Here is a 22414-nt window from a genome sequence, read left to right on the forward strand (position 1 = left end):
ATTCCGGCTCCCGCGTCACTTCGGCCCTCTGCCTCAGGGGCTGGAGGCCGCGACCGGCGCGGACGCACCGGCGGTCACGAACAGATCCAGCCCGGAATCCGGGAAGCCACCACAGGCGCGATCGCCCGGTGCTACCGGATCACAGGGCCACTGCGCCCGCGCGACCTTCTCACGCAGCTCGAAGCGATCCCCAGTCCAGACCACGAAGGCCAGGTGCTCGCGGTTCCAGTCACTGTAGGCACGCGGACCGACCTTCTGCGCCGTCTCCGGGTACTGCACGAACCAGCGCATGGCCGGGCCGTACTGCAACTTGCTGTGGTCCAGGCTGATCCGGCCGTCGCGCGACAGCTGCCGCGCACGATCGGCCTCCGTCACCTGGGGCATGGCCGGCATGGCATCGGCGGTCACATCCCTCGGCGCGGCGTCCCCGCGAACCTGGTACACACGCTGGGCCACATAGGCCTCGCGGCAGTCACCCGCTGGCACACGTACCGGCTCCGCGCCGTACTCATCGCGGTTGGCGACCCGGTCGCTGCAGGTGAACGGTGCCGACACCAGGTAGAACGTGCTGTCGGCGTCGCGTCCTTCCAGCGAGCGCACCCAGATGTCGCCCATCCGCGCGATGAAGTCCGGGCGCTGGCCGTAGCCCGGCACCGCCTTGAACCAAACCTTCTGTTGCACCTCACGCTCGCGCCAGCTGCGCGGCAGGTGGATGTCCTGCTGGGGCAGCGCGACCAGCAGCGCGGCCAGATGCGCCGGCATCGTGCCCTGGCAGGCGCCGATCAGCAGCTCGGCCTGGGCCGCCAGCCGCCCAGCCAGATCCACCGGGCAGCGGGCACCAAGCGCACGCTCGGTCGCCTGCTCGGGCGGCAACGGCGCGATGACCAAGGCGGGCGGCGCGGGAGCTACCGCCGGGACGGCTGGCTCGACGACAGCAGGCGGTGCAGCGACAGGCGCCGCCGCTGCGGGTGCAACGGGCACAGGCGTCGGGTCTGCAGCCGGCGCCGGCTGCGCGTCCACCACTGGTGTCGCAGGAGGTGTCACGGCAGCCGGTACATCGGGAGCCGGCGCCGCGACAACGGCTTCGGTGGCCATGGGCGCTGCAACAGGTGCCATCCCTGCAGGCGCGTCAACGATCGCCTCGGCGGCGATGGGCGCCTCCACGACGGGCGCCGCTGTCTCCTGAGCCTGAGCCTGTGCCGACGCTGCGGCAAGTCCAAGAGACAGCAGCCAGAGCGGCGGCAGGCGGCGCGCGGATGCATCGCAGCGGGCAGCGACGTGCCGGGCATTCGAGGGAACGATTCGCATGTGGTGTCCTTCCGAGTGGGTTTCCATGTCGGCGCCACAGGGCGCCACGCGTCGTACGTAAAGCGCCGGCGGGTCCCCTGCCCGCCGGCATCAGGTGTTACAGGGATCGAGAACGCTGCTCCTGCTCGCGGGCGAGCGCGGCCGCCGGGTCCTGCTGGGCGACACTGGCAGCCAACTGCTGGCTGCTCTGCGCCAGCGGCTGCTGGGCGGCCTGCTCCCGGTCAACGGACGCACGCAGCATCGCCGGATCTCCCAGCGCGCCCTGCACCGCAAACAGCGTGCGCCCGTCGTTGCCCGCCAGCAGATGATCGATACGCGACAGGCCGGCCTTCTGCGCCCCCAGCGCCAATGCGCCAGCGGTATTGTCGAGCTCCTGTGCACTGCGCAGTCCATTCTGTGGTCCCATCTGCTGCAGGTGCCGGCGCGCATCCTCGAACAACGCGTTGCCGGGCTCACCGGTCTGCGACATGTCTCGGGCAACACTCTGCGCCGGCGCACCGACTTCGCCCCGCTCCAGCCGCGCCATCACATCAGGCGTCAGCTTCTGCTGCCACGCATCGAATCGCTGCTGGCGGGCCTCGATGCCGTTCAGGCCACCATTGATCGCGCGCGTCGCTTCGCGCACATCCTCGCGCGCCGCCTCCGGTACCCGCGTCTGCCACTGCCACACCGCAATACGGCCTGCGTGCTCGGGCTGCGCGGCCAGTTCCGGCTGATTCACCAGATCCAGATCCAGCGCCTTGCCGGCACGCTCATAGTTTTCCTTGCCGACCAGCGGCAGATAGCCGCGGCCGTGATACTTCAATGCGTCGCCGGGCGCATCATTGCCCATGCGCCCGCCGTACATCAGCTCGGCCAGATTCTCCGGACGGCCGCGCAACGCGTCCTGGCGGGCGCCCTCAAGCGCGCCATTGCCATTGCGCCACGCCGCTTCCACCGGGATCTGCGAGATACCCCGCGTGAAGTTGAAACTTTCATTGAGCCGGCTCAGGCCACGGGACTCGTGCCCGGCCTGCGCCATGAAGTTGGCCAGTTCCCGGGACGAGGTGATGCCGGCCTCCGTGGCCTGCCGCAGCAACTGCGACTCTCTATCCTGCGACACGGTGAAACTCCTGCTCGATCATCGTTGGGTACTCCCGCCTCCTCACAGGCATGGCACTCAGGGCAAGCTCACGTCGGCGACAACGGACGGATCGAAATCCTCGAACCGCACCCGACCAAGTTCGGCCGCCGAGAAATCGCGTGTATGACTGGCCTCGGTCTCGGTGTCGACCACCCTGCGCTGCACGCCATGCACCCAACAGGCCTCGTCGGCCGGAACGTAGCGGAACGTGTAGATGCTGCTCCAGCGCTCACGGCTCCCACCGTTGGTGATCACACTGAAAGCGCCATCCTCGATGGTCACGTACGCGAAGGGGTCGCCGGCAATGCCCCCACGGGTGGAGCACGGCACCAGCTTGTCGTTGCGCGCGGCCAACTGCCATCGGCCCGCGGCGTCACCCAGCAGCAGCAACAACACCCGGTTAGGACCGTGCTCGCCGGGCACCAAGCCGTCGGGTGCCGGTTGATCGATCACCAGCAACTGGTCGTCGATCCCGTTGCCGGTGAGATCACCGCGTACCGCCTCCAGCAGGTTCGCGCCGGACGGAACGAACGCCAAGGCATTGTCCATGTGTACGCCACTCCCCTTCTGCATCCCCTGCGACTCCTTCAATCCTGACCTTCCAGTACCCGCGCGACGACCGGGAAACCGTGCGCTGCGCTGCAGGCTCCGGTGTCCGCCATGGCGGATGATAGCCCCGGCCCGGCGGCGTCTGCGATGGTCGCAATCATCATCCGCATCGTGGGTCGTCAGAGTCCTCATGGACGGAAAAGCTCCTGCGCTCGATGGCACCGATGCGTCGGGATTTTGACGCGTACGCAGCTTACTTCGAGGAGGCGGCGCTCGTCGAAGGGGACTTTGGATGAAAAGCGCACTTGATCACAGAAAAAGCGCGGTTAACGTGGATGGCGCCTTATTTGGACAAGCTGCCTGCCTGCGGCTCGCGCTACCAATACCACCACTGGAAGCATCGCGCTCAGGCCGTTGAACAGCCACTTCAGTAGCAGCCATTCTGCCAACCAGCTTGCAGCCGCGAAGAAAAGGAAAGGGTTCGAGTTGACAACAGTGCAGAGGCCCAATTTCGCTGAGAGCTGCAGTTCTACCGATTCTGAAAAGAAACGACCTGCTCGACGGCAGGCCATTTCATTGCATTGCCGCATGATCAGCAGATAGGTGGGGCGTACTATCCATCTGCAGAACTGGTTGAATCCGGCGGCCGTCCTCGCCAGCCGAGAGGAAGGAACCGATGCCAATACCGGAGCGAGAACAAGTCTCATAAAGAGCATGATCTTGTTCGTCCATTCCTCAAAGCACCCCTACATGTCGAACGCCTGTCTTGAATCCCGGACCATGGAGCCATTACTCAACTGCAAGCATCTCAAGAAACAGGTCAAGACTTCCTGCTTTTCATGAATGAAATAGAACCACTCAAAACAGGCTCACTGCAATCCGCATATACGATCTTGCACCGCGGCTGGACTTCATCCACCTACTAGAACGGGGAGGCTGCAGGCACTGTAGACAACATGGCATCCCTTCTGGGATGGATCTGCACAGTTCCTTTTGGCCGCCACTACCGCGAGAGCCTCGGAAGACCCAGTCCCTAAACCACCTGCGGCGCCCATCCGCTTCTCCGAAGGCATGACCCAAGCTGCGCATTGGTTCCTGTACTTCAGGATCATCTTGCAGTCGCGCGCCCCATTCCTGGCACATTGTCGCAAAGCCTCGGATTCAGCCAGAACCTCGCTATCGCGACCAACCACATCACCTGCATCGCTCGTAGCATTAGAGAACGCAATGGCGCCCCATCGATCCATATAGCGCGTACGCGGCTGCGGATTTCCGCCCCGCCCCGCTGCCCCCGCATTGGCGCCAGGAATCGGAGCGCACCCTTGAACACCCTGACCTCCGATTGGGTAGAAGCCAGGCGGACAGTTTCCTTCCGCAGCGGCATTTTCCATAAAACCCCACCCACCGAAGACCACAAGAGCAAAGAGAGCGAGTAGAAATTTATGCATATGGATATCTCTCATAGCTTGTGAATCAGGTGGAGTCCTGCGCATTGCCACGACTACCCGCTGGTGTACTGCCGCCGGAGAAATTCGGAGTCGCAACTATGGTTCGGGTAGCACTCACTTCGCTGGGAGAACTAGCTGGAGTAGGTGCACTGGCCACCGAACCAGGCGGCTGCCCTTGCGGTCCCGGCTGTGCGGCTGGTGAGCCGCCAATCTGCGAATAAGCCATGAAGCTACCCAGCGTGCCCTGGAAGAACATCGCAGCCATCGGCGGCGACGTAAGAATCAACGTCGTCAGAATCAAACCCATGCCGCCCTGCTGCAAGGCCATGCTTGACATGCCTTCGGTGAAGTTCTCACCCATCAGGCTTCCGAGCAAGGTCGACCCCCAGAAAGCCAGCGCAACCTTTGCCACCATCTTCATCGCGATCGCAGTCATTGCAGCCAGCACCGCCATCGAGAACATCGTGCCTATGCCATACATCAGCCACTTCTGGAATAGCTGCTTGGTCTGATCAAATAGCAGACAAAGAATGAACAATGGCCCAAGGCCAATGAACAGGGCCAATGCGACCTCATAGAGAAGCAACATGGAGCCGGCCGTCACGGCGGGTCCGCCAGTTCCCATTCCGATGAACCACATGGCACGCGTCTTAGCGTTGTCCAGGGTCACATCACCAACGACATCCAATGTGTCCACTGAAGCCAGGGCAAGCTGCATGTAGCCAAGATTCTCATCGATGAGATCCTCCGGGGAGTCCTTCTTGCCGGTGATGACCTGGGTGATCTCGTTCTTCACATCCTTGTTCAGGAACGTATGGAGGTCGCGACCGAACATGGCCATGGTGGTCGCCACCGACACAATCAACGCTGCCCTCGCCATGTTGGTGACAAGGATCATCATCGAGTCCCGGCTGCGGCCTGTAGCTATCCGGAAGCCTTGGATAAGGACCCAAAGCGTCATGAGTGTGAGCGCGATGGCCCCAACCCACTTCATCATTCTCCCGAGCAATGCGATACCGAAATCCGCAATCTCCTTGTGGAGATAATCGAGGATCAGACGAAAGAACATGAAGTCGCCAACCGACGACGTCACGTGCAGGTTTTGCAGCATATCCAGCGCACTTGAACCAAACATGCCGCCCACCATCCCTAGACTCATGACTTCACCCAATTATTGAATACGGCCCAAAGAGACCGAGTTCGGCATTACAGCGACAGCGCGCCCTTGAGGGCCGCAGCCTTCACCACAGTACCAAGCGGCGAGCGGGTACCTTTCAATGCTCGCTCAGTCAAGAACTGTTGCTGACTCTCGAGCGCCGAAATCTGGCGATCGTACATTTTGATCTGCGTTTCCCAAGAGGCGAAACCCGCATTCATATAGGAATCGGATACCTGAGCATTGGCCATTGTCTCGGTCATTCCACCTTCGGTAGAGGTCAGGTCTCGAATATTCTTGATCTTGTCGAGAACAGAGCGCATCTGCGGCAGAGTTTCCTGCACCACGGCAATCGTCTCATTGTATTTTTTGTTCTCGATCATCTGGATCGCCGCACAGATCTGCTTCTGCTGCGCGGCGATATCGCCCTTCGGGTTCAGCTTCATCGCCGAAAGCAGATCACCGATGCCTCCGATAACGCCAAGGCCACAGCGCTCGGCCACATTCCAATCTGCCTCGACAGGGGTCAGCTTGATACCACCCGGCATGTTGGGAGAAGCGATGATCTGCTGGAACTTTGCCAGCTTCTGCGCCCAGTTCTGCGTCGTCTCGATGAATCGCTGAGCCTGGGTGCCGTACTCGGCAAACGCCTCGGCCTGCGACGCAAGGGTGTTGACTTCGGTCATCGTGCCATTGAAGAGATTCATGCCGATCTCAACAACTGGAAGTGTGTAGGCCTGAACCGGAACAGCCATCATTCCGGCCAGTGACAGCGCCAGCATCGTGTTCCTGACGCGGGTGGTGGCGCTCGATGCTTTTTTGATACGAATGGCGGCCATGTTCTTCTCCATCGAATTCAAGGAATTCACGCTTTTCACACCCTCGGCAGCACTCATGCCGCCACCTCACTATTGTTGGCTGACTTCCCCGAACCCCTCCGGTTCTTGTAGAAATCTTCCAGCCATTGCTCCGGCGTGAGCTCGTCCACGGTGATCCGGTTGCGGACCGCCGCCGTCTGCAAAACCCGATGCATGATGTCGATGTTGTCGGTCGAGGCCGAGATCACAGACAGAATGTCGTCCATGCCACGCAGGTTGAGCTGGCAGACGCTGGATGCATGACCCTGCTTGACCAGGAAGCAACGCGAGCGCTCGTCCAGGGCAGTAACCACCTTGAACTCGGCCTCCGTCAGCTTCAGGCCATCCATGTAGTCGCTCTTGCTGGCATTCGGGTTCGGCAGCAGGATCAGCGTCGCGGTCTGCTCGATCAGGGCTGCGGAGATATCGCTCTTCAGCGCATCCTCCGGGCTCTGCGTTGCAAAGATGCCCAGACCGTTCTGCTTACGGATGGTCTTCTGCTTGTTCTTCGCGAATTCCTTCAGGCCTCCCTCACCATCCAGGATCTTCCAGAACTCGTCCATCACGTAGATCAGCGGACGGCCATCGATCAGCGATTCCAGGCGGTGCAGCAGGTAATTGATCACCGGCACGCGCACTTCAGGGTTATCGATGATGTCGGTGTAGTCGAAGCCGATGATGTTGGCCTTGCTCAGGTCAACGGTATCGATCGGATTATCAAACACCCAGCCCAGCGAGTTCCCCGAGGTCCAGCGGCGCATGCGCGCGTAGAGGCCATCGTCACCCATGTTGGGCAGGCTCTTCTGGAAGTTGGTCATGCTGCGCAGGTGCATCGGCGTATCGAGCATGCTTTCCACTGCGCGGTAGATGTCCTCCTCCTCGCGCGCACTGTACTCGCGCTTGCCGGCCAGCACCTTGATCAGATCAGCCAGGAACTGCACATTGGATTCGTTGTTCTCGCACTGGAACGGATTGAATCCGGTCGGCGCACCATTCTCCAGGGCCAGATAATTGCCACCGCAGGCGCGCACGAAGATCTCCGCACCACGGTCCTTGTCGAAGAAGAAAATGGTCGGCGACGGTTCATACTTCTGCACCTGGCTGAGCAGGAAATTGATCAGCGCGGTCTTACCGGTACCGGACTTGCCGATCACCATGGTGTTGGCGATCGCCTTTTCGCCCAGCGAATTTTCCGACGGATGGGTCGCATGGAAATTGAAGTAGTACGGCTGGCCGTTGGTGGTCTGCAATGTGGTGACGCAGTCACCCCAAGGATTGTTGTGCTGCTTGCCGGTGGCGAAGTTGTGCAGCGGAGACAGGCCCAGGAAGTTCAGCGAGCTGACATTGGCCAGGCGCGTGCGGTAGCGCCAGTTACCCGGCAACTGCGAGTAGAAGGACGAGGTAACGGCCAGGTCTTCCTTGGTCGATACGAAACCGGCATTGGAAAGCTCCGCGCGGGTCGAGGCGATGTTCTGCGAAAGCTTGGCCTGCGTGTCGCCGTAGACCGCCATGATGAAGTGATATTCACCCAGCACGAAGTTGCCCGATGACAGCTGATCCATGGCCTGATCGAGCTCGACGATCTGGCTGACCGCTTTGTCGCCGGAGGAGATCATCATTCCCTTGGTGCGGTCGAGCACCTTCAGCGCGTCTTGACGCCCCATCGGGCTGAACGAATGGGTGATGACGTACTCGTAATCCAGATACTTCAGGCCATTGAGGATGCCGGGGTAGGTCCCCTCGGCATACTCCTTGATGTTCAGGATGGCGCCGTAGTGATTGGCACCATTGGGGGTATTGATCGCGAAGTCGCCGGTCTTCGCCGAGAACATATGGCGGCTGACAGGCAGGTAATCCTTGATCGGTGCCGCCAGCACCGGCACCGGCTCGTCGATGCGATTGATCAGGTAACCGAACAGTTCCAGCGTTTCCGAGAACACCACCCCGTTCTTGGCTTCGTACATGCCCAGGCGATACGGCGCGTAGTCGCGGATCACGGCCTCGACGTTGCCGGCGAGTTCCATCAGCTTCTCGACCGCCTGCTCCTGCTCGGCGCGCAGCTTTTCCACGTTCGCCGACTTTTCGACGAAGCGTTTACCCGCCACCACCGGGCGATAGATCATGGTCAGGTACAGCTCGTTCTGCATGATGCGCTGCGAGGACAGCATGCCCATGTACTGGTCGGACACGTCCTGATTGAAGCGCTGCCTGTAGTTGCTCTTGCCCTTCAACGTGCGGCGACGACGGATGTCGTGCACCCAGAAGGCAACGTTGACGAAGTCGGGCGCGCGCAACGTCTGCAGCAGGCGGTTGAACGTGTTGTGACGATGCTCGAGCTCCCACTCCTCGCGGCCGACGAACGGCAGCCCTTCCAGATGCCAGGTCAGCAGGTAGTCGCCGCCCGTGGTCTTGACCACGTTCGGGGCTACATGCGACGACAACGGAATGAACTCACTGATGGAGGTGTCAGGGCTGAACATACGACTGCTTCCAAAGAGGTACTGCCAAGGAGTTTCAAGAGACCTGGCGGGCGCGGACGCCCGCCAGGCCAGATCCGGACCTCAATCCATTCGGGCCGGCTTGTTACGGTAGTGATTGGGGTTGAATACCCACATGCCGTCATGTTCCGGTACGTTGCGCACCTTCAGCTTGAACATCAGGCGCAGGCCCAGCAGCCGGAAGATCATTTCGTCACGCTTGGCCATGTGCCGCATGATGAAGATCGCCACCGGAATAGTGAGCAGGAACCAGAAGTTCGTGTACACGCTGAGCAGCAACAGCCCGCCCGCCACCATGAAAAATGGCAGGTAGGGCACGCCCAGGAACATCGCCGGGCGCGTGCAACCGCGGAACACGACGTTCTTATGCACTGTAGTACTGGATGGCGTTGTTGATCAGGTAGTAGGTCGTGCCGCCACCGGTGCACTTGCCGTCACTGCCCTCGCCCAGCAGCATGCGCGCGATCTGGCCGGCGGCACCGATCAGAACACCACCGATCAGGATCGGCGCGACGTCACCGATGCGCTTGTGCGCGAAGGCGATCTGATAGCCGGCGAAGATCACCGCAATGGTCACCACGGCGATCGAGGCCATATTCAGCAGGCCATTGATGTTGGAGAAGAAACCGCAGACCTTTTTGTCGGTACCGCCGAAGTCGGTACCGTTGGCGAACACCTGCGGGGCGAACATGGCGCCGACGAAGATCGTGGCCATCAGCAGGGTCTTCAGCGTGCGCTGGGCCTGGACGAGGTCGAGATTGGATCGCTTCATGGATTGATTTCCTTGTTGATGGACTAACACAACTGAATTGGCCTGGCGGGCGCCCGGCCGAACCACGACTTCGTCAGAACACGAAGGCCGCATCCCCTGCGGGAATCTGCTGCACCGGTGCAGCCTGTACCGGTGCGTTGTATGAATTGTCACCACCGGCGACAGGCTGGTTGCGCTCGCTCCAAGGCCGCAGCATCACGGGGCCCTCATTGCCGACGCCAGCGGCACCCGGCAGCTGCTGCGGCATGCCCGCGGCCTGCTGCTGCGGATAGACGGCCCCTTGGGCCGGCTGCGCCTGTGGCTGCATCATCCGATCCACCGAGCGCAGCAGCACCTTGGACAGCGCTTGGTCTGCGATGTTCAACAGGCTGCCGCGGGCCATGGCACCAGTGGACGGATACACCACATAGGCGCGTGCCGGATCTTCGGACGGCACGTATACCGGGCCATTCGACTGGGCAACGATGCGTGCCTGCGCCGGCGACGCCAACTGCGGATGATGCTCGACCTTCACGCTGCGCCGTTCACCACGACTGATCACGTCGATCGGAGCAACGCCGTTGCTGGCCACCTGCTGGCCGCGACGGATCGAGTCATAGACTTTCTGCACATAACCGTGGCGGAAGCCGGTCTCGAAATTGCCGGAGTAGTAGCAACTGAACGACTTGCCCCAGTCGCCACCCGAGCGCTTGTAGCACTCGGCCAGGATGCGTGACCCGGCCTGCAGGTTCGGGCACTGCTGGAAGGCCTTCTCATAGGAATCCAACCCGTACTTGTCGAGGTTGTAACGATTGACCTGGGCCAGGCCAATCGAGAAGTTGTAGCCCTTCTCTTCCAGCATGCGCACCGTCGCCAGCGCTTCATCCAGCGCCTTGGGCTGACGCGCCAACGCGCCGCCAACCACGCCGATGGCATAGGGATTGCGCGACGATTCGACGTTGATGACGTGCTGCATCACGTCCATCGACACCGCCATCTCCGGGCACGCCATCATTTCCAGTCCTGGCAGCATCCTTCAGCCCTCCTGCCCCTGGGCACGCCCAGGATTGAAGTCGATGCCGGTGATGTAGCGCGAACCGGCGTGCGCCTTGATATGTACGACGATGTCGATGGTCATCATCAAGAGTCGCTTGATCACGTTGAATTCCAGGCCCGAGCCTTCGGTCGAGGCCTTCACCATCAGGGCCAACTGGTCCCAGGTCTGCTCCGGGCTGCCCGCATGGCAGCTGGTGATCGAACCCGGGTGGCCGGATGCACAGTTGCGAATGAAGTAGAACGCTTCGTCACCACGCAGCTCGGCGAGGATGATGCGTTCGGGCTTCATGCGCAGGCAGGCCTCCATGCAGCTTTTGGCGCTGACGTTGCTGGTGCTCTGCCCACCCTTGGAGTACAGCAGGTGCACCACATTGGGTTGGGTCAGAAACAACTCGCGCGCATCTTCGATCGTGACCAGGCGTTCGCTGTCCGGAATATGATTCACCAGCGCTTTCATGAAGGTGGTCTTGCCGCTACCGGTTGCGCCGGATACCACGATGTTCTTGCGGTACATCACCGCACGCCGGAAGAACTCGGCATACTCGCGCTGCTGACGCAGCTCCAGCAACTCACGATCCTGCTCGCTGATGCTGCCATCGCTTTCCAGGATCTGGTTGAAGAACCCATCTTCGTGATACTGGCTGAGCGACTTGGTGTGCTTGGACGGCAGGCGGATGGTGATTGACACCTTGCCTGCATCGCACGCCGGCGGAATCACGAACTGGGCACGCTGGCCGGTGGGGAACGTGAGCGAGACCACTGGATCGGCATCGGTGATGCGCTGGCCGGTGTTGCTCTCGTTCACCACGGCAGTGCAGAACTGCCGGGCCCGCTCGAAGGTCAGGCCCGGTACGTCCACGCGTTGCCACCCGGCCCGGGTTTCCAGGTACAGCTCGCCGGGACGGTTGATGCAGATTTCCGTCACTTCCGGAGAAGTCATGTACTCGGCGATGCCCAGCACTTCGTACTGATAGCGCAGAAAATCGCTGGAGACGAGGGCGAGGGGTGACACTTCAGCGTCCATGATCGTTCGATGGTTTACCGGCGGGGGGGCAGCACGTTGGTAAAGTCGACGTCCTTGGCGACGTAGACGTTCACGATCGTGCCCTGATTGATGGTGACAGTCGGCGGACGACGGTTGCTGCTCAGTGCTTCGTTGGCCAAGCGCTCCATCGTGCGTGCGGTAGAACTCTCATAGGGTGACTGCACCGTCATGCCATTGTTGGCGATGGTGGTCGTCTCCGGACCGTGCTCGGCAGCCGCGTACTTGAAGGCATCGGAAATCAGGCTGATCATCAGCGCCGAAGCAATGCGACTACCCCAGTGTGCGCTGTACTGGCCCGGATGACCGGCGCCGCCCAGTTGATCCACGCCCGGGCTGGACATCGCAACGTCGATGCCATTGGGAGTGGTGATGCGATCCCAGATCACTTCCACACGCTTGCCGATCGGACCGCCGCCGTAGGCGCCATAGATTTTGGAGCCCTTGGGCAGCAGCAGGTTGCGACCGTTGATCGAGTACACCGGCTCGGTCAGCAGGCACGAGGTATAGCCGGCGAGATCGGTGATGATGCGGGTTTCCAGCACGCATCGCAGGTACGTGCCGCGCACCAGCAGGGCATCGGGGCTCTGGATGTAGGTGGCACTGGAGACGTCTTCCACGTCCGGCCCACGGCGAATCTTCTGCTGCCCCTGCTGGTTGGGCATCATGTTCGCAAGCAGCGCTTGACGGGTCTGCTCGTCGATCGCGCTGCGCTGCGGTTGCGCCCGATTGCCTGCCGCAAGCGCGGCATCATCCGCGCCGGCCATCCGGCGCTCGACCAGCGACGGCCCACGGGGCTCCATGGCTTCCGGCCGTGACGCGATGGGCACCAGTTTCGGATCTTCATCCTGCGACATCGGTGGAAGCATCGGAATCGGTTCGGCGGCAGTCGGCGGCGCCTGCGGAGGCGGCGCAACATCCGGCAGTGTCGGCGTGCTGGCACGTGCGACATCCGGCACCTTCTGCGCGTCGTCATCACCATCCTGGCCCTTGCGGAAAAGCAGGAAGCCCATGGCAACAAGCAGCACCACGATGCCGCCCAGGAACAGCAGCGCCTTGCGGTTCAACCGCTGCTCTTCAGCCGAGCGCAGCTGCGGCGCGGCCGCGTCCAGATCCGGTGCGGGCTCAGCCTGGGTCGTGCCGAAGTACGGATTCGTCTGCGCCTGCGGAGCAGCCTGGGCACCGTACGGACTCTGGCTCTCGTCGCGTCCGTTGTTCGGGTCGTTTCCGGGAGTGTTCTGCTGGCTCATTTCTTCACGTTCCTTCGCAGGCCGACGACGAAGTCGCCGTGGCGGATGACCAGGTACGGGTAGGTCCCGTGCACGATCAGCGTATTGCCTTCAACCGTGGTGTTGACCACGAAGTCTTCACCGTATTCCGTTTCACGACCGAACACGGCCGGGAAGATGCCGGTCTTGTATTCCGGCGAGTTCGGCAGTTTCAGGTAGGTGAAGCGGCTGTCGTCGTAGGCGTTGACCGGGATCAGCCAGCCCATCTTCTTCGCCTTGCTGGTCGAATAGGAGTAGTTGAAGTTGTACTGGCGATCCTTGGCCAGTTCAGAGCTCAACAGCGGCTTGGCCTCTTCCTCGACAGCTTCCTGGGCGACGCCGAACACGGTGTCGTTGGGATAGACGAAGGCGATCTTGTACTGCACGCCTGCGCGGCGGGCCTGTTCCAACTGGCGCCAATCAGTGGCCACCACCTTCAGTTCGAAGATGTAGGAATGGGTCTCGGTGCGCACCATCATGTTGGTGTCGACGTCGACGTTCTTCGGCTTGAGATAGAACACGTTCTCTCGACGTGTCAGTTCCCAGCCACTGCTGAAACCGGTGCTGTAGTCGAGGATCTTCTCGTTCGGGCTCAGTTCGATCTGGGTGGTCAGGCCCAGGCCGGTGCGAACCGGATAGATCCGGTCCTTCTCGTACTCGTAGTGGTCCACCGCCTGCGCCATCGCAGCTGCTGAAAACAACAGCGACAACAGCGACAACATCGACAGCAGCGCCAGCGCGCTTCCCCTGATATCTCGACTACTCATCGGTTGCTTGCTCCATCAGCAGTTCCGGTGGAATTGTTCTGCGCCGGCCTCATGGCCGGCTGACCGGGCATGGCCTGCCCCGGTGTTGCTTGACCCGGTACCGGCTGCGCCGGCATCGGTTGCCCCTGTATCGGCTGCCCCTGTATCGGCTGGCCCGGCACCTGGCCATTGGCCGGCACGGCGACCGGCTGGCCGGTGGCCGGATCGATCATCATGGCCGCGGCCGGATTGTTGGGATCGTAGGCAGCCTGGGCCTGCTGCGCGGCCTGTGCTGCCTGCTGCGCCTGTGCCTGCATGGCGCCGTCATCCGGCACCGGTACGCCACGCGAATAGTCGTTGTCGACGCGGTACTCGGTGACCTGGAAGGCCAGCGGATTGAGGATGCGATCCTGTTCGGACAGCGCCAGGTTCTGGTTGTACCCGAAGCGCATCGTCACCAACTGGTTGTCCAGATAGGTGGCAACGCCGGTGCGCTTGTCCAGCAGACTGCGCTGGATACGTACCGAAGCTCCGCGGAAGCTGCCGTTCGGCTCAGCACCCAGCGGCGTGATGCTGAGGATCTTGACCCGGATGGCGCGCTCGCGGCCGTACATCACGAACGGGTTCTGCGGGTTGTTGCCGGCATAACGCACGCGCATGGACTGCGCCACCGGATCGGTGGACATCACGAACACCAGTTCCCAGTCACGCAGGCCCATCACCGCCGAGTCGTACGATTCACGCGCCAGCACGTACTGGGCCACGTTGCTGCGATTGATCGCTTCATTGCTGGTGATGGTCTCGCCCTGGAAGGTGCCACTCAGGCGCGCAACCGTGGCAGTACCGGTGTAGGCATCGGCCATCACCAGGAACGGCACCTTCTCCTTCAGCGGCAGCATGTAGTAGTAGCCACCGGCCAATGCCAGCGACATCAACAGCGAGCCCGTGGCGACCCACCAGGCACGTCGCTCGCTGCGACGCGCCATGTCGGCCACGGTGATCTCGTAGCTGACCGCCTTGGCGACCGACTGCTCGACCTTGGGACTGTTGCCGGGATCCTTCTTGCGGAACATGGATTCTTCCGTACTGCTGAAACATCAATGGGCGTGAAGCCCCTGCGCCAGGCGCGGGGAGCAGCACGTTCGATGATTTCGATGTGGACTCAGGTGCCGCTGTTGGAATCAGCGCCCTGCGCCGACGCGGTCGGCGTCGCGCCAGCGCTCTGCACAACGATCTGGTTGCCAACGATGGAGACGGAGATTCCCTGCGTCGCATAGGCCGCAGTGAGATCGATCACGGCCTGCTGTGCATTGGTGGTGTCGATGTTCGAGACCGCGCCGTACAGCGTGAAGTCCGAGCTGAGGCGGTAGTCCAGCGTGCGCCCGGAATCCTTGGCCCAGCGCTCAAGCATGGCTTTGAGCGTGCCATCCATCGGCGAAGCCTGGTAGACGTAGCTGGAGTACAGCGGGATCTCGGTCGTCGCCGCAGCGAAACGGTTGACCGGCTTCCAGCGCCCTCCGAAATCGGGAGCGGACTTGGTGGCACACCCTGCCACCATCAACGCCGCCACTGCGGCGATGGATATTTTCGCGATAAACGCCTGATTCATACGGGCTTCACTTTGACGTACGAAAAAGCAGTCCCGAACATTGGCTCCCCTGGTCGTCCGGCGCCGCATCACGCGCACCGGAAACGGGAAGACGCGCTGGCTCGCAGCACACCTGCCCCGGTTCCCCTGCAGCCCGAAAGCCGCCAACCAGGTGACGGGGCCGCCAGTCATTGCCGACGACACACCCGCACACATCTCCAACGTCGAAACCATCCTTGTTTCCATGGCACAAACTCCTGGCCACCCTGCTCTACAACATTTGACACCCAGCACACATTTCTGGAAGACGAACACAGGGTCGCACAACCACGCGTCAATTCCATGTCAGACAAGTCTGAATTTCTATGAACAGATGATGTTTTTTTGACTTAGCTCACGAATTCACGTCAATGAATATGAATCTACGTCACAAATTTAGCGACGTGAATTAGACGTTAAGCATCGGAACGTCGACCTTCGGCAGCAGCCTCGAGGTGAAGTAGCGATCCTTGTAGTAGCGGATCTTGTCGCACTTCACAGGATGCGGTATGCCCTCGTACAGGAATACTTCCTTGTCCGGCCCCATCGCCTTCAGCTCCTGCGGCAGCATCAGTGCGCGCCGCTCCTCGGTGAAGCTGTGGGTCTTCTCGCGGGCATGGGTGACGTTCTTCTTGCGGATGGTGGTGTAACCGAGCATGTCCGAGTAGTCATTGGCGTCCTGCTGCTCACGCGGCGCGTAAAGGATCTGCAGCGCGTGGTTGGTGATGATCGTGCGCGACACCTCCCGCCCGTAGGTGGCATCGAGCTGGGACATGCTCTGGATGATCGGCAGCAGGCGGATGTTGTAGCCGGCCATGTAGGACACCGCCGACGCGATGATCTCGACCTTGCCGATCGAGGTGAATTCGTCCATCAGCAGCAGGCACTGGTACTTCAGGTCCGGATTGGACTTGGGCAGTTCCTTGGTGTTGAGGTTGATCAGCTGGCTGAAGAACAGGTTGATGATCAGGCGACTCTCGGCCAGCTTGTTCGGCTGGATGCCGATGTAGATGGTCATCTTCTTCTTGCGGACATCGGTCAGCAGGAAATCGTTGCTGCTGGTGGCCCTGTCCAGCACCGGGTTGATCCAGGCGTTGAGTGGTTCCTTGAAGGTACCCAGGATCGAGGCGAAGGTCTCATCGGCCTGGGACAGCATGTTGGCAAACGCCGAGCGCGCGTTGGAACTGAGGAACGACCGCTCCGACAAGGCTTTGAGGTATTTCTTCAGATCGCTGCCGTCACCCGATGACAACCGGTAGACAGCGCCCAGGGTGGGCGTGCCCGAGCCGCCCGGGAAGCCACTGCTGCGCTCGTCATCCCAGTTCTCGAACAGGTACAGGGTGAAGGCCATGAACGCGTTGCGCGCCTGGCTGACCCAGAATTTCTGGTCCTCGGCACCATCCGGATACAGCATCGCGGCGATGCTCATCAGGTCCGAAACGCGGAACGCCGGGTCGTCGGAGACGTAGCTGAGCGGATTCCAGCGATGCGTGCGGCGGTCTTCGGCGAAGGGATTGAACAGGTAGATCTCCTGGCCCTGGCTGGCACGCCAGCCGCTGGTCAGGTCGAAGTTCTCCTGCTTGATGTCCAGCACCACCAGCGATTCGCCGTACTCCAGCAGGTTCGGAATGACCACGCCCACGCCCTTGCCCGAGCGGGTCGGCGCGGCCAGGATCACGAACTGCTGGCCGTCCAGCCGCACCAGCTTGCCGCCATGGCTGCCGACCACGATGCTCTGGCCGGTCTTCTTGAACATGCCGTGCTTGGACAGGTCGGCGCTGGTGGCAAAGCGTGCGTCACCGTGCAGCGAGCGCTTGTCCTTCTTCAGCAGCAGCACCAGGCCGGTCACCAGCAGCACCAGCAGCGGCAGGCCGAAACCGAGATAACCGGCCCACTTGATCTTGCCCACGAAGGGCGCGACCTGTGGCTGGCCGAGCGCGTTGAAGTACTGGTAGTAGGTGTTCCAGGTGAACAGCTTGGTGTCCAGCCCCAGCAGCAGCAGGGTCAGGTAACCGGAAAACACGAAACCAAGCAGCAGGGTCGCCAGCGTGATGATGGCGATGAGCAGATACTTCTTACTGGGCAACACCCGAATCCTCCATGATGCGCACAAGGGCGCGACGGCCTAGCGGCGGCGCCAGCGCGACGCCTTCTTCCGCAGGTGGTTTTCGTTCTCCAGCCCGGGCTCCTCGCCCTCTTCACGCACCAGTGCCTGCAGGCGTTGGCGCGCTTCGGCCAGCGACATCAGGTCGGTCAGACGATCCCCATCGTCGGCTACGACCGCATGGCCGACCACATCGCCCGGAGCGTACACCGGCGCGTAGGACACCGCTACCAGCTGATAGCGACCTCGCGTCTCCAGTACATGCCTGAATTCCTGCATCGACATCCTCCTTGTTCCTGCACTCCACAGCCCCTGTGTTTCGCATCATGCCGACCGCCATGTCGTCATCACATGCAGGACGCCGACAACAGCGCCCCGAACCTGCCGTCGTACCGAGCCCATGCCCGGCTTGCCGCAGCTCCACGGATCAAACGCTGTTTTACCGCCAGCGTGGCTGCTGCTGTTGCGGTGCAGCAGTACAATGGCGAGCTCCCCGCCCCCATCGCGCCCCCGCATGAGCCCCAACTCTTCCCTGGCTGCGCGGCTGACGCCCCGTCAGCGCACCCTGATCATCCTTGCCCTGTCACTGGGCGGCTTCGCCATCGGTACCAGCGAGTTCGCCAGCATGGGCCTGATGCTGGAGATCAGCCGCGGCCTGTCGATTTCCGAAACCCAGGTCGGCCACCTGATCAGCGCTTACGCCATCGGTGTGGTGGTCGGTGCGCCGATCCTGGCCTTCGTCGGCGCCAGCTTCCCACGCCGCAAGCTGCTGCTGGCGCTGATGGGCTTCTACGCCGTTGGCAACCTGGCCAGCGCCCTGGCCCCGAACTACGGCACGATGCTGATAGCACGTTTCGTTGCCGGCCTGCCGCATGGCGCCTACTTCGGCGTGGCGATGCTGGTGGCCGCTGCGATCAGTCCGGCCGGCCAGCGCGGCCAGGCGATGTCGCGGGTGCTGCTGGGCCTGTCGATCGCGATCCTGATCGGCAACCCGCTGACCACCTGGCTGGGCCAGCAGCTGAGCTGGCGCACCGCCTTCGCTCTGGTCAGCCTGCTGGCCATCGCCACCGTGGCGATGATCGCGCGCTTCCTGCTGCCGGACCCGGACGAGGTGCGCACCTCGCCGATGCGCGAACTGCGTGCCTTCAACACCACCCAGGTGTGGCTGGCGCTGGCGATCGGCGCGGTCGGTTTCGCCGGCATGTTCTGCGTGTTCACCTACCTGGCGCCGACCCTGGTGCAGGTCACCGGCGTGGCCGAATCGTGGATGCCACTGGCAGTGGGCGTGTTCGGCATCGGCGCGATCATCGGCAACATCGCCGGTGGCTGGCTGGTCGACAAATTCCACTTCAAGGCCGCTGCGGTGGTGCTGCTGTGGTCGATCGTGATGCTGCTGCTGTATCCGTTGGCCGCACAGTCGGTGTGGACCATCGGCCCGATGATCATCACCGTTGGCACCATGGGTGCGCTGGCTGCGGTGCTGCAGACGCGCCTGATGGACGTGGCCGGCGAAGCGCAGACCTTGGCTGCCGCCTCCAATCATGCCGCCTTCAATACCGCCAATGCGCTCGGCCCGTGGCTGGGCGGCATGGCGATCAGCGCCGGCTTCAGTCCGGCCAGCACCGGCTATGTGGGCGCGGCCACCGCCATCGGCGGCCTGCTGCTGTGGTGCGTGGCGGTGATGCTGGACAAGAAGCGCAAGGCCGCCGTAGCCGGCAGCCACTGAACATCGCGCCGGATCGTCAGTCGCGGCCTATGCGGCGGCGATCCGGGCGCAGCATCGCCACATCACCGGCCGCCAGCGTCGGCCGCGCCAGCTCACCGCGCTTCACGCGGTCCAGCACCCGCCGGGAATTGGCCGCGCAATCGATGCCCTCCGGGCGCGCCTGGATATCTTCGATCAGCGCCAGCAGATGCACACGGCTCTGTTCCAGCCGCAGTTGCAGCGCCTCGATGTCGGCCACTTTCTGCTGCAGCATCGTAATCAGCGCGTCGTGCTGCCACTGGCCCATGTCCGGCGGCAACAGCGCGCGGATCTCTTCCAGGCTGAAACCGGCGCGCTGCGCACCGGTGATCAGCTCCAGCAGCAGCACCGCCTGCTCCGGATAGTCGCGATAGCCGTTGGCCTGGCGCTGCACAACCAGCAACCCTGCATCCTCATAGAAGCGGATGCGCGATGCCGCCAGGCCGGTGCGTCGCGCCAGCTCACCGATCTTCATCTGCCTGAATCCTCGACATTGGAACCCGTTGACCTTCAATCAAACTTGAAGGTTAGCGTAGCGCCATTCCCCTGTCCTGGAGCTGTCCGATGTCGCTGTTCTCGCCCTTGGTACTGCCTTCCGGTGCCGTCATCCGCAACCGCATCGCCAAGGCGGCGATGGAAGAAAACATGGCCGACGCCGACCACGCGCCCTCGGCCGCGCTGCTGCAGCTGTACCAGCGCTGGGCGGACGGCGGCGCCGGCCTGATCATTACCGGCAACGTGATGGTCGACCGCCGTGCCATGACCGGCCCCGGCGGTGTGGTGCTGGAAGACGATCGCCACCTTGATCGCTTCATCGCCTGGGCCGACACCGCTCGTTCGCGCGGTGCGCAGATGTGGATGCAGATCAACCACCCCGGGCGGCAGATGCCGGCCGCGCTCGGCCAACCGGCGTTGGCACCCTCATCGGTAGCCATGGATCTGGGGGCCCTGTCCAAGCAGTTCGCACCGCCGCGGGCGATGACCGGGACCGACATCGAGGAAGTGATTGCCCGCTTCATCCGCAGCGCCGAACTGGCCGAACGTGCCGGTTTCAGCGGGGTGGAAATCCATGCCGCGCACGGCTACCTGCTCAGCCAGTTCCTGTCGCCGCTGTCCAACCGGCGCGAGGACCACTGGGGCGGCAGCCTGGAAAACCGTGCGCGCCTGCTGCTGGAGATCGTGCAGGGCGTACGCGCGGCGGTGTCGCCCGCCTTCGTGGTGGCAGTGAAGCTCAACTCAGCCGATTTCCAGCGCGGTGGCTTCTCGCACGAGGAGGCGCGCGCAGTAGTGGAGATGCTGGCACCACTGGGCGTGGATATGGTGGAACTGTCCGGCGGCAGTTATGAAGCGCCGGCGATGACCGGCGCCGCACGCGACGGCCGCAGCCTGGCCCGCGAAGCCTACTTCCTCGAATTCGCACGCGAGATCGCCACGGTGGCAACGATGCCGCTGATGGTCACCGGCGGCATCCGTCGCCGTGCAGTGGCCGAGCAGGTGCTGGACAGCGGTGTTGCGATGGTCGGCATCGCCACCGCGCTGGCAATCGAGCCGGACCTGCCACACCATTGGCAGCAAGGCCGCGATCAGGTACCGACCCTGCGCAACATCGACTGGCGCAGCAAGCCGCTGGCTGCCAGTGCACACATGGCCACGGTGAAGTACCAGCTGGGGCGGTTGAGCCGACGTCAGCCGACCGCCCCCGGCGTCTCGCCAGTGTGGGCACTGCTGCTGGCACAGGCCGCGGCCACATGCAGGACCCGCCGCTACCGACGCTGGATGGGGGCACGCGCGGCCGCGCACTGAGCCGGAAAGGCTTCTCATCACCGGGGCAATACCCCACCATCTGCAGGATCGGCGGCACCCCGCCGCCGATCGCAACGGGCAGAAGGAACCGACGTGGCAGCAGCACCGACCAAGGACCGCGAGAAACTGCTCGATGACCTGCTCTCGTTGGGCCGCAACTGGGCACTGGCCATCGCCATCGCCGGTGCCGGGGCCGCCGTGCACTACAGCGAATCGGTATATGAAGCGGGAATCTGGCGTGGCCTGCTGCCCACGCTCTGCTTCCTGGTCGCGATCGTCTGGATCGTGCTCAGCATCATCCGTTTCGACCTGACCATCCAGCAGCACTTCGAGCGCAAGCTGTCGCGCTGGCTCAGCCGCCTACTGTATGTCGTGCTGCTCGGCACCGGCGTCACTGCAGTGTTCTTCGTCACCGAACTGGCGGAGAACAACCACATCGCGCGGATGTGCGACTCGGTGGCCAACGAACCCGGCAGCCGCATCCACAGGTCGGAAGAGTGCCAGCGCCTGTACCAGCACCGGGCGGCGTACCGGCAGCGACTGGAATCGGCCGAGGGTGAGTTCGACTGAGCGCCCCTGCTGCAGGCACATGGCGCACGCGAAGTACACGCGGCGTGGATATGGGGTCGGGCACAGTAGCTGCGCCGCCCTTCCATGTGACCACTCCGGCCAGCATGTTCCGCCACCCTGCCCCTGCCCGCCACGATGCCGTTGCCCTGCAGGCCGGCGTGCTCGGCAGCGTGCTGGGCGTGGCCTTGTTCAAAGCGATTGCGTTGTCTGCGCTGGCGAGCGGATCACTGATGGTGATCGGCCTCTGGCTGCTGGCCTGCGCACTGCTGGGCGCCTGGGCGCTGGCAGCCTACCTGGCCTGCCTCGCATTGAGCCGGCGTGTGTTCGTGCTGATGCTGGTGCTTTGCACGGTGCTGATGATCTGCCTCGCCTGATCCGGGCAAGCGCACGACTATCACTTAAACGTTACAAGATAACAAGTGCGATCAGTCGGATTGTGCGTGCCGGGGGTCACGGATTGGAATGCCATGGCCACCCGGCATTACCCCCGAGACCACGCCATGACCCTGCAGCCCCTGTATCGCGCCGCCCTTTCCGCCATCGCCCTGGCATCGCTCAGCGCCTGTGCTACCTATGACGACAGCAACATGCATCAGGCCTGCCAGGAGTCGCCGCATCTGAAGGATCTACCGCGCGAAGTGGCGGCCCGCGAGAGCCGCTGCAACAAGAGCATGGAAGTGTGGTCAAGTGAGCGCAAGGGCAGTGACCGGCCGCTGGATCTGAGCGGAAAGAAGAAGGACCTCTGACCACAACTGGCGCAGCCC

At 62.6% G+C, this 22414-nt stretch carries 23 protein-coding genes; 5 read left to right on the plus strand and 18 right to left on the minus strand.

Annotation, left to right across the window (positions count from 1 at the left end; translation table 11 throughout):
* Positions 1 to 33: 33 nt before the first annotated feature.
* The 17 genes from AC07M7_RS04975 to AC07M7_RS05055 all read right to left on the minus strand — a co-directional run bounded on the left by AC07M7_RS04975 (position 34) and on the right by AC07M7_RS05055 (position 17812).
* Positions 34 to 1308 (minus strand): hypothetical protein, encoded by a 1275-nt coding sequence (locus tag AC07M7_RS04975; RefSeq protein ID WP_495206869.1) that lies wholly within the window; start codon positions 1306 to 1308, stop codon positions 34 to 36.
* A 97-nt stretch (positions 1309 to 1405) separates the two neighbouring features.
* Positions 1406 to 2410 (minus strand): XVIPCD domain-containing protein, encoded by a 1005-nt coding sequence (locus AC07M7_RS04980; protein ID WP_495206870.1) that lies wholly within the window; start codon positions 2408 to 2410, stop codon positions 1406 to 1408.
* Between the two features lie 57 nt (positions 2411 to 2467).
* Complete coding sequence (locus tag AC07M7_RS04985; RefSeq protein ID WP_032129521.1) at positions 2468 to 3004, minus strand: hypothetical protein; 537 nt, start codon at positions 3002 to 3004, stop codon at positions 2468 to 2470.
* Positions 3005 to 3891: 887 nt separating this feature from the next.
* Positions 3892 to 4473, minus strand: a complete 582-nt coding sequence (locus AC07M7_RS04990; protein WP_495206871.1) for a DUF4189 domain-containing protein — start codon at positions 4471 to 4473, stop codon at positions 3892 to 3894.
* On the minus strand, positions 4454 to 5575 hold the full coding sequence (locus AC07M7_RS04995) for a TrbL/VirB6 family protein (protein WP_495206872.1): 1122 nt from the start codon (positions 5573 to 5575) through the stop codon (positions 4454 to 4456). The genes AC07M7_RS04990 and AC07M7_RS04995 overlap by 20 nt, the downstream gene beginning before the upstream one ends.
* A gap of 59 nt (positions 5576 to 5634) precedes the next feature.
* A complete protein-coding gene (locus AC07M7_RS05000) occupies positions 5635 to 6480 on the minus strand; it encodes a hypothetical protein (RefSeq protein ID WP_495206873.1) in 846 nt (281 codons plus the stop codon).
* The gene (locus AC07M7_RS05005) at positions 6477 to 8921 is read right to left on the minus strand and encodes a VirB4 family type IV secretion/conjugal transfer ATPase (protein WP_495206874.1); all 2445 of its coding nucleotides are present in this window, start codon (positions 8919 to 8921) and stop codon (positions 6477 to 6479) included. The genes AC07M7_RS05000 and AC07M7_RS05005 overlap by 4 nt, the downstream gene beginning before the upstream one ends.
* An 81-nt stretch (positions 8922 to 9002) precedes the next feature.
* Positions 9003 to 9311 (minus strand): VirB3 family type IV secretion system protein, encoded by a 309-nt coding sequence (locus AC07M7_RS05010; RefSeq protein WP_010484859.1) that lies wholly within the window; start codon positions 9309 to 9311, stop codon positions 9003 to 9005.
* A complete protein-coding gene (locus AC07M7_RS05015) occupies positions 9304 to 9711 on the minus strand; it encodes a TrbC/VirB2 family protein (RefSeq protein ID WP_495206875.1) in 408 nt (135 codons plus the stop codon). Before AC07M7_RS05015 ends, AC07M7_RS05010 begins: the two co-directional genes overlap by 8 nt.
* A gap of 73 nt (positions 9712 to 9784) precedes the next feature.
* Positions 9785 to 10723: a lytic transglycosylase domain-containing protein gene (locus AC07M7_RS05020; RefSeq protein WP_495206876.1), complete on the minus strand. Its 939-nt coding sequence runs from the start codon at positions 10721 to 10723 to the stop codon at positions 9785 to 9787.
* A gap of 3 nt (positions 10724 to 10726) precedes the next feature.
* On the minus strand, positions 10727 to 11770 hold the full coding sequence (gene virB11, locus AC07M7_RS05025) for a P-type DNA transfer ATPase VirB11 (RefSeq protein WP_046986269.1): 1044 nt from the start codon (positions 11768 to 11770) through the stop codon (positions 10727 to 10729).
* A 14-nt stretch (positions 11771 to 11784) separates the two neighbouring features.
* Positions 11785 to 13038 carry a TrbI/VirB10 family protein gene (locus tag AC07M7_RS05030; protein ID WP_495206877.1) on the minus strand — a complete coding sequence of 418 codons (1254 nt, stop codon included), beginning with the start codon at positions 13036 to 13038 and terminating at the stop codon, positions 11785 to 11787.
* Positions 13035 to 13823 carry a TrbG/VirB9 family P-type conjugative transfer protein gene (locus AC07M7_RS05035; RefSeq protein WP_495206878.1) on the minus strand — a complete coding sequence of 263 codons (789 nt, stop codon included), beginning with the start codon at positions 13821 to 13823 and terminating at the stop codon, positions 13035 to 13037. Before AC07M7_RS05035 ends, AC07M7_RS05030 begins: the two co-directional genes overlap by 4 nt.
* Complete coding sequence (locus AC07M7_RS05040) at positions 13820 to 14875, minus strand: VirB8/TrbF family protein (protein ID WP_046986266.1); 1056 nt, start codon at positions 14873 to 14875, stop codon at positions 13820 to 13822. Before AC07M7_RS05040 ends, AC07M7_RS05035 begins: the two co-directional genes overlap by 4 nt.
* Before the next feature lie 89 nt (positions 14876 to 14964).
* Complete coding sequence (locus AC07M7_RS05045; protein WP_046986265.1) at positions 14965 to 15411, minus strand: hypothetical protein; 447 nt, start codon at positions 15409 to 15411, stop codon at positions 14965 to 14967.
* 427 nt (positions 15412 to 15838) lie between these two features.
* Entirely contained in the window at positions 15839 to 17518 is a 1680-nt protein-coding gene (locus tag AC07M7_RS05050; RefSeq protein ID WP_046986263.1) for a type IV secretory system conjugative DNA transfer family protein, read from the minus strand.
* 36 nt (positions 17519 to 17554) lie between these two features.
* Positions 17555 to 17812 carry a hypothetical protein gene (locus AC07M7_RS05055; protein WP_006374755.1) on the minus strand — a complete coding sequence of 86 codons (258 nt, stop codon included), beginning with the start codon at positions 17810 to 17812 and terminating at the stop codon, positions 17555 to 17557.
* A 235-nt stretch (positions 17813 to 18047) separates the two neighbouring features.
* Here AC07M7_RS05055 and AC07M7_RS05060 point away from each other — a divergent pair, with 235 nt between their 5' ends.
* Positions 18048 to 19259, plus strand: coding sequence for an MFS transporter (locus AC07M7_RS05060; protein WP_136638207.1), 1212 nt, complete (start codon positions 18048 to 18050; stop codon positions 19257 to 19259).
* A 16-nt stretch (positions 19260 to 19275) separates the two neighbouring features.
* On the opposite strand, the gene AC07M7_RS05065 is transcribed toward AC07M7_RS05060, so the two are convergent.
* Positions 19276 to 19752: a MerR family transcriptional regulator gene (locus AC07M7_RS05065; RefSeq protein ID WP_046986697.1), complete on the minus strand. Its 477-nt coding sequence runs from the start codon at positions 19750 to 19752 to the stop codon at positions 19276 to 19278.
* A gap of 89 nt (positions 19753 to 19841) precedes the next feature.
* On the opposite strand from AC07M7_RS05065, the gene AC07M7_RS05070 reads away from it, so the two are divergent.
* From AC07M7_RS05070 to AC07M7_RS05085, 4 genes are all read left to right on the plus strand, one after another.
* Positions 19842 to 21080 (plus strand): NADH:flavin oxidoreductase/NADH oxidase family protein, encoded by a 1239-nt coding sequence (locus AC07M7_RS05070; RefSeq protein ID WP_046986698.1) that lies wholly within the window; start codon positions 19842 to 19844, stop codon positions 21078 to 21080.
* Positions 21081 to 21173: 93 nt separating this feature from the next.
* Positions 21174 to 21650: a hypothetical protein gene (locus AC07M7_RS05075; protein WP_046986699.1), complete on the plus strand. Its 477-nt coding sequence runs from the start codon at positions 21174 to 21176 to the stop codon at positions 21648 to 21650.
* Positions 21651 to 21754: 104 nt separating this feature from the next.
* Positions 21755 to 22024, plus strand: a complete 270-nt coding sequence (locus AC07M7_RS05080) for a hypothetical protein (RefSeq protein ID WP_032971045.1) — start codon at positions 21755 to 21757, stop codon at positions 22022 to 22024.
* A gap of 126 nt (positions 22025 to 22150) precedes the next feature.
* The gene (locus tag AC07M7_RS05085; protein WP_046986700.1) at positions 22151 to 22396 is read left to right on the plus strand and encodes a hypothetical protein; all 246 of its coding nucleotides are present in this window, start codon (positions 22151 to 22153) and stop codon (positions 22394 to 22396) included.
* The last annotated feature ends 18 nt before the right edge of the window (positions 22397 to 22414 follow it).

Source organism: Stenotrophomonas sp. GW821-FHT09E08, assembly GCF_059416125.1.